This is a genomic window from Alkalilimnicola ehrlichii MLHE-1 (genome assembly GCF_000014785.1).
GTDB classification, from domain to species: Bacteria; Pseudomonadota; Gammaproteobacteria; order Nitrococcales; family Halorhodospiraceae; genus Alkalilimnicola; species Alkalilimnicola ehrlichii.
Genome location: NC_008340.1, coordinates 2,050,197 through 2,062,544, shown reverse-complemented (window position 1 = coordinate 2,062,544; position 12,348 = coordinate 2,050,197). Strand labels below are relative to the sequence as shown.

Sequence of the window (12,348 nt, the reverse complement as noted above, 5' to 3'; positions counted from 1 at the left end):
CCGCTCTGGATCGCCACGGGCCTCCGGCCCTCGCGATGACGGGGGGAGGCCTTCGGCCCTCGCGATGACGGGGGGAGGCCTCCGGCCCTCGCGATGACGGTTGCGCGGCTATCGGTCCCGCTTGAGGTAAACCCCGACCAGCGCCTTCACCTTCTGCATGTTGTAGGGCTTGGCGATAAACCCCCCCACCCCCAGCTCCTTGGCCTCCAGGACATTGTCGCGGGTGGCGTCGCCGGTCTGCATGATGACGAAGGCCTGGTCCCCGCCCTCCAGCTCCCGCAGCTCGCGCAGCACCTCCAGGCCGGTCATGTCGGGCATGCTGATGTCGAGAAAGACCAGCGGCTGTTTGCGGCCGCGGAAGCTCTCCAGCGCGCTGCGGCCGTTGTGTGCCTGGTCGATATTCTCGAAGCCCATCTGGCGCAGCATGGTGTTGAGCAGCGAGCGCATGGGCTGGAAGTCGTCCACGATGAGGACGCGGTCGGGCAGGCTCGGGGTCGTCATGCCGGGGCATCGCCTTTCTGTTCTGGGTCGGGCTGCCGGGGCAGGGTCACGGTGAAGCGGGCGCCGCCGCCGGGGGCCGCGTCCACCGCCACCTGTCCGCCGTGGGCCTGAACCAGTTTCTGGACAATGGACAGACCCAGCCCGGTGCTCTTCTCATCGGCGGTGGGGGCGTTACTGCCGCGCCGGAAGGGCTGGAAGAGCTGCGCCCGTTCCTCGGCCGGGATGCCCGGGCCCTGGTCACTGACGCTGATCCGAACCGACTGATCGTCGGCGCGGCCGCCGAGGGTGATGGTGCTGTCCCTGGGCGAGAACTTGACCGCGTTGGCGATCAAGTTGTCCAGCACCTGGCCCAGGCGGCGGCTGTCCACCGCCACCGTGGGCAGCGGTTCCGGGATGTCCAGCACGATGCGGATCGACTTGCCCTGGGCGATCAGCCCTTGGGCGTGGGCCTGCCCCTGCAGGAAGCGGTTGAGGTCCAGCGGTTCGCGCTCCAGCTCCAACTGCCCCGATTCGATGGCGCTGACATCGAGCAGGTCCTCCACCAGCGCGCTCATGCGCTCGGCGACGTCCGCCATCACCCCCATCACCTCCTGTTGGGCCTCGTTCAATGGGCCGAGGGCCTCCTGGCGCAGCAGATCGATGTAGCCGTTGAGCACCCCCAACGGGTTGCGCAGGTCGTGGGCCGCCACGCCCAGGAAGCGGTTTTTGAGGTCGTTGAGCTCCATCAGCCGCTCGTAAAGGCGGCTCTTTTCCAGGATGGTGGCGAGCTGCCCGGCGATCTGCTGGAAGGTGGCGATGTGGGCGTTGCGGTAGGTGTTGGGCGCGTTGCTGGAGAAGAAGATGAAGCCCACCGGACGGCCCATGGCCACCAGCGGGCAGGTGAGGCTGGAGCGCACGCCGTCTTTGAGGATCTGCTGGGTGGACTTGGAGCGCGGGTTGTGCAGCAGGTGTTCCTGCAGGTCGTTGATGATGCGCGGCTCGCCGGTCTTGAGGATGCGCTCCAGGCTACTGCCGGCCAGCGGCGCGGCGTAGCCCGGGCCGATGTGGGCGGTGCGGTGGTCGGAGCGTGCCCAGCGCGAGCGGACCAGTTGCTCGCCCTGGTCGTTCTCCTCGAGCAGGGCGACACCGATCCGGTCATAGGGGATGATCGGCCGGAAGGAGTCGTAGATCTCGTCCAGCACGTCGTCCAGCAACAGCCCGCGGTTGATTCGTTCGGTGACGCTGACCAGCGCCTCCAGTTCCCGTACCCGGCGCTCCAGCCGCAGGCTGACCTCCACCAGCGCCTGTTGCAGTTCACGGGGGTCCTGGGGCGCGGGATGGCCGGTATTGTTTGGCATGATCTCGGGTGACAACCTCTTATGTATCATTTCCCTCCATGATAACGCGCTCCGAGCGGTCGCACAGGGCGGATTCGGTACCGCGCTGAGGGCGTCAAAAAAATGACGGATCGGTGTGCGGGCGGCGCACCGGCGGGCATTCCGGTGCTTACCCCGTGGGCCGGGTCAGTCGACCGGTCGGATCTGGATGAGCACACCCAGCACCGGATGGTCCAGGTAGTGCAGCTCATCGCTGCGCATACGCCGGCTCTGTTGCAGGGCATGGACGGCGCCGGCCGGCAGCAGGGCGTCGCGGTCGCCGGTATCACGGCGGTAGCGCAGATCGATCACCGCGTGCAGGAAGCGCTCGCGGTAGACGCGCACCAGCCCGTAGAGCCGCTGGGGCTCCAGCGAGGGGGCCCATTCCTCCGGGGCCTGCGGGGGCATCCAGGCGGGGGGGAGGGGCACGGCCACCGAGCGGTTGCGCGGCAGGCCTTCCTGGCGCCAGCCGATATGCAGCAGGGGGTCATAGGCGTCGGACTGCTCCAGGCGCTGGCGGGCGCCGTGCAGACGCAACTGGTTGCCGGACAGGCGTTGGAAACCACGGGCGCCCAGCGGCTGCCAGCGTCCGAAGTGGGGCGCGCCCACCGACAGCGGCCAGGCCTCGGCGTCGTCGCCGCGCGCCTCCCACTGGCGGAAGATAATCAGCTCCACATCGTACTGCTGCTCTGCCGCCACGGTACCGGGCAGCAGCAGTGCGGTACCGCCCACCAGCGAGAGCAGAAGGGCCAACAGGCCGGGCACGGCCCAACCGGTGCGGCGGGATGGAGTGGCGTGCGGGCGAGGTGTCTGCATGCGTCCGTGGCTCAATCCGTGGTGGGTAGGGTGGGCTTTTCGCGAATACTATGACATAAGCACCGGGGTGTTGCCCCCTCAGGCGCCGGCGGTCTCCCGAGCGGAAGGTCGCAGCGCCCGCAGCAGCTCGTCCACGGCGCGGATCCGGTCCTCCGCCTCCGGCAGGTGCTTGCGGTACTGCAGCTTCTCCTGACCCTGCAGCCGGTAGGTCTCCGGGCTGGACTGGATCAGCGAGATCAGCGCCTCCGGGTCGATCTTCGGCTTGCTGCCAAAGTGCAGGGTAATGCCGGAGGCCAGCCCCTCCACCTTCTCGATGCCCAGGGCGTCGGCGCGCAGCTTGAGGGCGGTAACGCGGAACAGGTTGCGGGTGGCGTCCGGCAGCAGGCCGAAGCGGTCGATCATCTCCACCTGCAGCTCGTCCAGCTCCGCCTCCGTGCGGGCGTTGGCGATGCGCTTGTACATCACTAGCCGGGTGTGCACGTCGGGCAGGTAGTCCTCCGGCATCAGCGCCGGGATGCGCAGATCCACCTCGGCGCCACGGTGCATGGGCTCATCCAACGCCGGCTCCTCGCCGCTCTGCAGCGCCTTGACCGCCCGGTCCAGCAGCTCGGTGTAGAGGTTGAAGCCCACCTCGCTGATCTGCCCGCTCTGCTCCTCGCCCAGCAGCTCGCCGGCGCCGCGGATCTCCAGGTCGTGGCTGGCCAGGGCGAAGCCCACGCCCAGGTCCTCCAGGTTGGAGATGGCCTCCAGGCGCTTCTTGGCGTCCGCCGTCATGGCCTTCTCCGGCGGCGCGATCAGGTAGGCGTAGGCCCGGTGGTGGGAGCGGCCCACCCGGCCGCGCAGCTGGTGCAGTTGGGCAAGGCCCAGCTTGTCGGCGCGGTTGATCAGGATGGTGTTGGCAGTGGGCACGTCGATGCCGGACTCGATGATGGTGGAGCAGACCAGGATGTTGAAGCGCTGGTGGTAGAAGTCGAGCATCACCCGCTCCAGGTCGCGCTCCGGCATCTGGCCGTGGGCCACGTCCACCCGGGCGTCCGGCACCAGCTCTTCCAGCTCCCGGGCAATGCGGTCGATGGAGTCCAGGTCGTTGTGCAGGAAGTAGATCTGCCCGCCGCGCTTGAGCTCGCGCTGGCAGGCCTCCTGGATGATGGCCGGGTCCCACTGGTTGACGAAGGTTTTCACCGCCAGGCGGCGGGCCGGCGGGGTGGCGATGATGGACAGGTCGCGGATACCGGCCAGGGACATGTTGAGCGTGCGCGGGATGGGCGTCGCGGTCAGGGTGAGGATGTCCACCTCGGCGCGCAGCTTCTTCAGCTTCTCCTTCTGGCGGACGCCGAAGCGGTGCTCCTCGTCGATGATCACCAGCCCCAGGTCCTTGTACTTGACCGAGTCCTGCAGCAGCTTGTGGGTGCCGATGACGATATCCACCTTGCCGTCGGCCAGGTCGCGCAGCACCGCGTTGGTGTCCTTGGTGCTGCGAAAGCGCGAGAGCACCTCCACGCGCACCGGCCAGTCCGAGAAGCGATCGCGGAAGTTCTGGAAGTGCTGTTGGGCCAGCAGGGTGGTGGGCACCATCACCGCCACCTGGCGGCCGTCCTGGATGCCCATGAAGGCGGCGCGCATGGCCACCTCGGTCTTGCCGAAGCCCACGTCGCCGCAGACCACCCGGTCCATGGGGCGGGACGAGCGCATGTCCGCCTCCACGGCGGCGATGGCGCTCTCCTGGTCCGGGGTCTCCTCGAAGGGGAAGGCATCGGCGAAGGCCTGGTAGTCCTCGTCCCGCCACTCGTAGGCATGGCCCTCGCGGGCGGCGCGGCGGGCGTAGATATCCAGCAACTCGGCGGCGGCGTCCCGGGCGCGTTTGGCGGCGCGCTTCTTGGCCTTCTCCCACTTGTCGCTGCCCAACTGGTGCACGGGCACCGCGTCGCCCTCGGCGCCGGTGTAGCGGGAGATCAGATGCAGCGAGGCCACCGGCACGTAGAGCTTGTCGCCCTTGGCGTACTCCAGGGTGAGGAACTCGGTGGTCAGCCCGCCGGCCTCCAGGGTCTGCAGCCCCAGGTAGCGGCCCACGCCGTGGTCCTCGTGCACCACCGGGGCACCGATGGCCAGGTCGGTCAGGTCGCGGATGATGGTCTCGGGGTCGCGCACCGCCCCGGCGCGGCGCCGGCGCCGCTGCTGGGCCCGGTCGCCGTAGATGGCGTCCTCGGTGATCAGCGCCATGGCGGGCTGATTCACCTGGGCGCCGTGCTCCACCGGGGCCACGGCCACGCCCATGGGCATGTCACCGGTGACGAACCCCTCCCAGTCGCACGCCTGGGGGCGGATGCGGTGCTTCTGCAGCCGCTCCAGCAGCGCCTCGCGGTGGCCGGTGGTTTCGGCAATGAAGAGCACCCGGCCGGTGTAGTCGGAGAGGTAACTGGTGAGTCGCTCCAGCGGGTTGTCCGCCTGGGGGCGGTTGCGCAGGTCGGGCAGCGGCTCGGTTTCGAAAACCACTTCGCGGGGGCGCGGGGCCTCCGGCGCCGGGGTGTCGGCGTGCAGCACCACCTGGGGCAGGGTGTTGAACCGCTCGCGCAGGTCGTCGGGGCTCAGGAACAGCCGTTCCGGTGCCAGCAGCGGCCGCTCCAGGTCGTGGCGGCGCTGCTCGTAGCGGTTGCGCACCTGGGTGTAGTAGGTGTCGGCCTGGGTGTCCGACTCGCCCAGGCGGGCCACCAGGGCGCCCTTGGGCAGGTAGTCGAACAGGGTGGCCGTCTCCTCGAAAAAGAGCGGCAGGTAGTACTCGATGCCCGCCGGCAGGTGGCCGGCGCTCACCTCCCGGTAGACCAGGCTGCGCGAGGGGTCACCCTCGAAGGCGGCGCGCCACGCCCCGCGGAACTGGGTGATGCCCGCCTCGTCGGTGGGGAACTCCCGCGCCGGCAGCAGCTCCACCCGGTCGATCTTCTCGGTGGTGCGCTGGGTGTCCGGGTCGAAGTGGCGCAGGGTCTCCACCTCGTCGTCGAACAGGTCGATGCGCACCGGCTGTGTGGCCCCCATGGGGAAAAGGTCGAGCAGGGCGCCGCGCACCGCGAACTCGCCGTGCTCGCCCACCTCGGAGACGCAGCGGTAGCCGGCCTGCTCCAGCCGCTCGCGCATGGCGTCCAGGTCCAGCCGGTCGCCCACCCCCAGCATCAGGCCCTGGCCCTCCAGCCAGCTCACCGGGGCCAGGCGCTGCATCAGCGTGTTCACCGGCACGATCAGCACGCCGCCCCGGGTGCGCGGCAGGCGGTAGAGCGCGGCCAGCCGCTCGGAGATGATGTCCTGGTGGGGTGAGAAGACGTCGTAGGGCAGGGTCTCCCAGTCCGGGAAGCTGAACACCGGCGTCTCGCCCCGGGCGTGATCGCCGAGGAAGAAGCGCAACTCCGTATCCAGCCGCGCCGCCTGCTGGGGGCTGTCGGTGACCGCCACCACCAGGCCGTCATGGGCCCGGGCCGCCTGGGCCAGGGCCAGCGCGCCGGTAGCCCCGTGCAGGCCGTACCAGTGCTCGCGGTTGCCGGCCTTGGCGGGGAGGGGCGGTGTCAGCGGTGAGGCGTGTTTCTCGGGCATGCAGTCACGGCAGGTTGGGGAAGCGGGCCGCCATTTTAGCGGTGGAGGGGGCTGGGGCAAAGGTGGGGATGCCGGGGCGGACTTGCAACTGGAGCGCTGCGGAGGCGACCATGCGTAAAAACGCCCAGGATGTGATGCAGTGCTCGGACTGCCGGAAGTCACCAGGGTGACCGGTCGCCGGTAGCTTTGAACACTTGGGCATTGTCGGATCGCTGATGCCTTGAGCTGGCTATAGAGACTACGGCAGGGGGCCCCCCAATGTCGTACTGGCGGTAGCGTGCCCGCTTTCTGGGCCAGGACCCTCCGGGGCGGTCCTAAAGCCCGTCCAACGGGCTCGCCGCAGGGACGCCACCTTTGCTCATTACATGCGTGTAGATCATGGTCGTCGATACATCCGCGTGGCCCAGGAGCTCTTGCACGGTTCGGATATCCTGGCCGCGCTCCAGCAGGTGCGTGGCAAAACTGTGCCGCAAGGTGTGGCAACTGGCCTGTTTCGGTATTCTGGAGGCTCTCACCGCCCGTTTTACCGCACGCTGGACAGCGGTTTCATGAAGATGATGTCGACGGATCGCCCCTGATCGGGGATCGACCGCTACCCGGGCACTGGGAAACACATACTGCCAATGCCATTCCTTCCCGGCATTGCGGTACTTCCGGGCCAGGGCATGGGGGAGGGAGGCTTCACCGTACCCATCGGCCAGGTCTCCCTCGTGAATGGCCTTCACCTGCCGCAAGTGGTTCTGGAGCGGCGCTATCGTGGATTCGGGAAGGGGTACCACGCGATCCTTATCGCCTTTGCCGGATCTCACCGTGATTGCCCGCCGCTCGAAATCTATATCTTTGACGCGCAATCGTAGTGCTTCCATGACCCGCATGCCGGAACCATAAAGCAATGAGGCCAGCAAATGGTGAACACCGTGCATTTCACTCAACAGCGCCTTGACCTCATTGCGAGAGAGAACCACAGGAAGGCGCCTGGGCCGTTTTGACCTCTCAATAGCCTGGAGTTCGCCAAGCGGTCGCTGCAGAACGTACCGGAAGAAGAAGACCAAAGCGTTCAGAGCCTGGCTCTGGGTGCTGGCGGCTACATTGCGCTGTGTGACCAACTGACTGAGAAATTGTTGAACATCCGCCTCGTCCGCGCTTTCCACAGGCTTCGACTGCAGAAACACAATGAACCGGCAGGTCCACGCCAGGTAGGTTTTCTCGGTGCTGATCGCCAAGCCTCTGCTGGTGACTGTTTCAGAAAAAGCCTCAAAAAGCGCGGGGTGCGCGTGTACCACGTGTGCCAGACGAGTGTCAGCAACACGTTCGGCAAGCCGTACCGGAGTTGGCGCTGGGGTGTCCCGGGCCGTAGAAACGTGTTCAGGCTCGAGCGTTCGGGCGGCATCCATCCAATACTGCCAGTCGAACCTCGCAGCCCATGCTATGTTAGCCGTGCTATACAGCGTCTGTATAGCACGAACCACTTGCTGGAACTGCCAGGCCTTGAGATTACCGGCGTGTCCCTTCCGTCGCAGGTAGCTTTGCACGCCATCAGGGCCCAACTCGCGAAGCCTTTGATCAGGGTGCGCCTTGATGAACTCCTCCGCCCGACGTACGTGCCATCGGTCGAAGGGTGGCTTCACGCCTTGCTTTCGGAGAGCCTGGATGTAACGATCCCAGAACCGGGCACGGGCATCTTTGCGGCTTGGATCAACCATGATTCCTTACTCCGTCAGTCCATGACTATGCACGATAAGCATGCGCCACCGACTGGTTCGATATCAAGTATCCCGGGTGTGACATGCGGCGTCTGCATATCACCGCCTCTACAGACGCAGTAGAATCAACTGTTGCACAAAGCCGCTTCGCGGCAGATGTTGCGATTTTTCAGTTAGTTGGCGAAGACATGCCGCGTTGCAATGTCTGTAATATACGGCATGGAGCGCCGTACAGGAGGCTCAATCAATGGCAAGGAAGCCGACCATTCAGGACGTATTTCTGGAGCATTTTGATGGGCTTCGTAAACATCATTGTTTTCCGCTCCCGCAGCTCAAAGCGGCAGAATCGATTATGAATTGCCGGACGGAAGCGCTGGGGGGCCACGAGCAGTGTTGTCCCCATGGCCACCACCGCCGCGTGCAGTACCACTCGTGCCGGCATCGTAGCTGCCCGCAATGTGCGGAGCGTGCCAAGGCACAGTGGATGGAGCGTGAACGAGGCCGCCTGCTGCCTTGCGATCATTTCCACGCTATCTTTACCGTGCCCCATGAATTGATCCCCCTGTGGCGGTACAACCGCCGGTCCTTCGTGGCCGCGCTATTCGATGCCAGTCGGGACACCCTCATCCAACTGCTTGCGCAAGATCGTCACCTAGGGGCGGTCCCCGGCATTGTGATGGCCCTGCACACGTGGGGTCGAACCCTTAACGCCCACCCCCATGTTCACTGCTTGATCAGTGGGGGTGGATTGACGACGGGTGGACAGTGGCGAGCGGTGAAGGGTGACTTTCTGCTGCCTGCGGCCGTGGTGAAGCGCGTGTTCCGGGGCAAACTACTCTCCCGTCTGCGCCATGATCTGGATACTGGCCGACTGAAAGCGCCCCGTGGCGATCATCCGACCGTGGATTACTGGCTCAAGGCCACTGCGAAGAAAGAATGGAATGTCCGTTTGCAGGGCCGCTATACACATGGACGAGGAGTCGCTGCGTACCTGTCTCGCTACGTGCGCGGCGGACCCATCACAAACACCCGGATCAAGTCGTTGGGGGAAGGCCAGGTTCAATTCCGTTACCATGACCACCGGGATGGTCGACGGAAACTGCGGCGTGTGGCGGTGGAGCGATTCATGGAACAGATCCTGTGGCATGTCCCGGAGCCGGGTCAGCACACCGTCCGCCACGTTGGTCTGTATGCCCACACCTGCCGTGCCAAGCGAATGGCTTGCCGAGAACAAATGGGGGCGCCTATGCCCGAAGTGGAGCCGAAGAAGCAGACCTGGCAGGCGTACCTGGAGATGCTTGGCCATAGCGACGCCCTGTGCTGTCCCGCTTGCGGTGCCGAGCTGATCCGGGGATTCACGCTTCCCCCGAGTCGCCACCGGATTCAAAATTCCCTAATAAGAAGTGGGTCGCCTCCGAAGGCTTCGGGCAGTGTGCAACAAGGCGTTGAACCGGACCCGCTAGTGCCTTCGAGGAGGTCCGAGGTGAATGAGGGCGATCGGCATTTTTATTTGCCTCGATGCGGGCCGGTTAACTAGGCGTTGTGCAGATGAAATTTCTGCTTATGATTCTCCATGCTTGAGGGCTGCTTAATGTTAAGAAATGAACTAGAAACCGCAAAGCGATCAGTTGTTACCGATAGTTTGCAAATCTCCATTGGGGAGATCGCTTCCATGTATGCGGCGGAGGAGCTAGATATTATCCCTGATTTTCAGAGATTATTTCGTTGGTCTCCTGAAAAGAAGACGGCTTTTATCGAATCGATTTTGATTGGAATCCCTGTGCCCCCGGCTTTCGCATATGAAAAGCCAGATGGAACATGGGAGCTGATAGACGGGTTACAACGTATCTCCACAGTGCTCGAGTTCATGGGCGTTTTGCGCGAACCAGATAATCCTGCAGAGAAGATGCCGCCTTCTACTCTGACAACTGCAACCTATCTTCCGTCCTTAGATGGTGTCGTGTGGCCAACAGAAGGAGGAGATGGAGGTGCTCAAGTTCTTGAAAAATCTCTTCAGCTTTTCTTTCGTCGGTCACGCTTGGATTTCCAGATACTTAAACACCCAAGTGACGCAAAAACGAAATTTGATTTGTTTCAGCGATTGAATCGGGGTGGCGAGTACGCTAATGAGCAGGAAGTCCGCACTTGTTCAATGGTGCTTGGAAATGCAGATGCTACCGCTCGAATAAGGAATCTGGCAAGAAGCGAAGAATTTATAAATATTTTTAAAATTACGGAAGAGCAGAATTTAAAACAAAAAGATGTTGAATATGCGGTTCGTGCTATTGTTCATACAGTCGAAGATTTTGGCTCAGATGCTGATGTTCAGGAGTTCCTCGACCGAAGTATTGCGCGAATTATCGTGGATCAAGATCCGAATGATGTGATCCATACGGTGGAATGGGCCGTCAATAGCTTGCATAGCTTATTCGGGGGCGATGCCTTGATTCCTCATGACGAGGCTTATCAAGGAATAGCCAAAAGATTTTCTCTGCGTGCACTGGAAGCGATATTGGTAGGGGTCGCCAGAAACAAAGAAAAAATTCAGGACTTGGAAGACCCGGATGGTTTTTTGCGTGAGCGCGTCGATCGGTTCTGGCGAGAAAGAGATGTCGCCGAGTTGAGTGCGTCAGGCTTGCGAGGGACTACTCGGATCCAAAGAACCGTACCATTTGGTGAGAATTGGTTTTCTCCACAATGAGCGATGTTTTTCAATTTCTCTCAGACTTGGATTCGATCCGCTTGCGCCGAGCCAAGGAACTGTCAGAGATAAAAGTCCGAATGAATGAGCTAGGCTCTATTGCGCAATTTGGGGTCCAGTCGAAGGCAGTTATCGTTTTATCCTATTCTCACTGGGAAGGGTTTTATAACGATTGCGTATCTCTTTACATAGATTTTTTGAGGGAGGCTAGAAAGAAGGTTTCAGATGTCTCTTGGCCAATGCTGATTGGGTTGCTCCAGTCTGATTTTCAAAGGCTCAGAGATAGAAATCATTCTCAGCTTGCAGCAGTAGAGTTTATCTTGCGATTTCAGGAAGTGACAAGAGGGGACTTTTTGAATTTTGATAAGGAAGTGGTTTCTTCTAGATCAAATCTAGATTTCAGAAAGTTAAAAGACAACTTCGAAGTCATGGGGTTCGATTGCTCTCCATTCTTGCGGTGGCGCCTTAAAATAGACAACGAGCTTGTGAGGTGGCGCCATAGTATTGCGCATGGCGATGACCCGGATTTGTCGACGATAGATATCAGGGAGCACGTCACGTTTACGCAAAGGATGCTTCTGGTTTTATCGGATTGTTTCCAAAATAATATTATGAATTGTGCAGAGTAATGGATAAGGAGTGGCGGCGAGACGAATTCGATCCGTCAGCTTAGCACAACAACAGCGTCAACACGGATCGGCTTTTCCGCTGACGCTCCAAATCCGACCGGTTACGCTGCGCGTTAGGGATAAATGGAATCGTCATGTCCGGAAATATTTTCAATAAGCTGTGGGTTATAGAATCTTTACCATCAGGTGAGCTTAGAACCGGGAAAAATCTCTTCGACAATCAGCTGGACAAGGCTAAGCAGGTACAGCAAGACCTTGTCGTCGAATTCGCTGAGCCAATAACTAAGTCCGAGCTGTTTGACGTATTAGAAAAAATACGAAATGAGGCTTTGAGCGGAATATATCCAATGATCCACTTTGAGTGTCATGGGTGTGAAGACGGCTTGGGAACCGCTAGCGGAGAACTGGTTGAATGGGATGAAATCAGAGAGATACTTATTGAGATTAACCGAGCGACTAAGCTAAATCTGATGATTGTAATTGCTGCCTGCAATGGTGCCCATTTAATAAAAGCATCTACAAGGCTAGATGCGGCTCCTTTCTGGGCAATAATTGGTCCGGAGGTAGAAGTAACTGCTGGGCATATTCAGGATAATTTCGGTCGGTTTTATGAGTCCTTCTTTTTCGACCTCGATGGTGATAAAGCCATAGGTATCCTTAATGAAGGGGCAGAGCATCAAGATCGAACCTATCATTTTTTAAGCGCTGCTGGACTATTTTCAAGGGCTTACCGAGCCTACTATAAAAGTCACTGTGTCGGGAAAGGGAAGAAAGAAAGGGTAGAACGCCTTGTTTCTGAGGCGATGAAAAACCCCGACGTAAAGAGACGTGGTGTGGCATGGGCCAGACAGCAAGTAAAGAAAGGTCTTGCATCTGAAGATCAGCACTTTGATAAACTCAGAAAAAGGTTCTTCTTCATTGCTGATTTTCCAGAAAATGATGCGCGCTTCCCTTTATCTAAGGATGATATTGTTGCCACGTAAAATCCCTAACAATGCGCTGCTGTCGGACAAATTCTCCGCTGCGCTCCAAATTTGCCGCAGAGCGCGGCGTTAGCGAGTCTG

General features: G+C 61.2%; 9 protein-coding genes. 4 read left to right on the top strand and 5 right to left on the bottom strand.

Features of this window, described 5'->3' with window-relative positions; genetic code table 11:
• Positions 1 to 108 precede the first annotated feature (108 nt).
• From MLG_RS09170 to MLG_RS09145, 5 genes are all read right to left on the bottom strand, one after another.
• On the bottom strand, positions 109 to 501 hold the full coding sequence (locus MLG_RS09170; protein WP_011629541.1) for a response regulator: 393 nt from the start codon (positions 499 to 501) through the stop codon (positions 109 to 111).
• A complete protein-coding gene (locus MLG_RS14860; RefSeq protein WP_049753555.1) occupies positions 498 to 1,838 on the bottom strand; it encodes a sensor histidine kinase in 1,341 nt (446 codons plus the stop codon). Before MLG_RS14860 ends, MLG_RS09170 begins: the two co-directional genes overlap by 4 nt.
• Positions 1,839 to 2,003: 165 nt before the next feature.
• A complete protein-coding gene (locus MLG_RS09155; RefSeq protein ID WP_011629539.1) occupies positions 2,004 to 2,672 on the bottom strand; it encodes a peptidoglycan binding protein CsiV in 669 nt (222 codons plus the stop codon).
• Between the two features lie 78 nt (positions 2,673 to 2,750).
• Positions 2,751 to 6,251: a transcription-repair coupling factor gene (mfd, locus tag MLG_RS09150; protein WP_011629538.1), complete on the bottom strand. Its 3,501-nt coding sequence runs from the start codon at positions 6,249 to 6,251 to the stop codon at positions 2,751 to 2,753.
• Between the two features lie 314 nt (positions 6,252 to 6,565).
• Complete coding sequence (locus tag MLG_RS09145) at positions 6,566 to 7,954, bottom strand: integron integrase (protein WP_011629537.1); 1,389 nt, start codon at positions 7,952 to 7,954, stop codon at positions 6,566 to 6,568.
• Positions 7,955 to 8,201: 247 nt separating this feature from the next.
• Between MLG_RS09145 and MLG_RS15935 the strand changes: the two genes are divergently transcribed.
• From MLG_RS15935 to MLG_RS15455, 4 genes are all read left to right on the top strand, one after another.
• The gene (locus MLG_RS15935; RefSeq protein WP_011629536.1) at positions 8,202 to 9,491 is read left to right on the top strand and encodes an IS91 family transposase; all 1,290 of its coding nucleotides are present in this window, start codon (positions 8,202 to 8,204) and stop codon (positions 9,489 to 9,491) included.
• A 54-nt stretch (positions 9,492 to 9,545) separates the two neighbouring features.
• Positions 9,546 to 10,655, top strand: coding sequence for a DUF262 domain-containing protein (locus MLG_RS15170; RefSeq protein WP_156774667.1), 1,110 nt, complete (start codon positions 9,546 to 9,548; stop codon positions 10,653 to 10,655).
• Complete coding sequence (locus tag MLG_RS15165; protein WP_011629534.1) at positions 10,652 to 11,284, top strand: MAE_28990/MAE_18760 family HEPN-like nuclease; 633 nt, start codon at positions 10,652 to 10,654, stop codon at positions 11,282 to 11,284. Before MLG_RS15170 ends, MLG_RS15165 begins: the two co-directional genes overlap by 4 nt.
• Before the next feature lie 134 nt (positions 11,285 to 11,418).
• Positions 11,419 to 12,267 (top strand): hypothetical protein, encoded by an 849-nt coding sequence (locus MLG_RS15455; RefSeq protein WP_011629533.1) that lies wholly within the window; start codon positions 11,419 to 11,421, stop codon positions 12,265 to 12,267.
• Positions 12,268 to 12,348 lie beyond the last annotated feature (81 nt).

Bases quoted from the DNA above. Each gene is read 5' to 3' on its own strand.
- MLG_RS09170 (WP_011629541.1), bottom strand. From the start codon at position 501: ATGACGACCCCGAGCCTGCCCGACCGCGTCCTCATCGTGGACGACTTC.
- MLG_RS14860 (WP_049753555.1), bottom strand. From the start codon at position 1,838: ATGCCAAACAATACCGGCCATCCCGCGCCCCAGGACCCCCGTGAACTG.
- MLG_RS09155 (WP_011629539.1), bottom strand. From the start codon at position 2,672: ATGCAGACACCTCGCCCGCACGCCACTCCATCCCGCCGCACCGGTTGG.
- mfd (WP_011629538.1), bottom strand. From the start codon at position 6,251: ATGCCCGAGAAACACGCCTCACCGCTGACACCGCCCCTCCCCGCCAAG.
- MLG_RS09145 (WP_011629537.1), bottom strand. From the start codon at position 7,954: ATGGTTGATCCAAGCCGCAAAGATGCCCGTGCCCGGTTCTGGGATCGT.
- MLG_RS15935 (WP_011629536.1), top strand. From the start codon at position 8,202: ATGGCAAGGAAGCCGACCATTCAGGACGTATTTCTGGAGCATTTTGAT.
- MLG_RS15170 (WP_156774667.1), top strand. From the start codon at position 9,546: ATGTTAAGAAATGAACTAGAAACCGCAAAGCGATCAGTTGTTACCGAT.
- MLG_RS15165 (WP_011629534.1), top strand. From the start codon at position 10,652: ATGAGCGATGTTTTTCAATTTCTCTCAGACTTGGATTCGATCCGCTTG.
- MLG_RS15455 (WP_011629533.1), top strand. From the start codon at position 11,419: ATGTCCGGAAATATTTTCAATAAGCTGTGGGTTATAGAATCTTTACCA.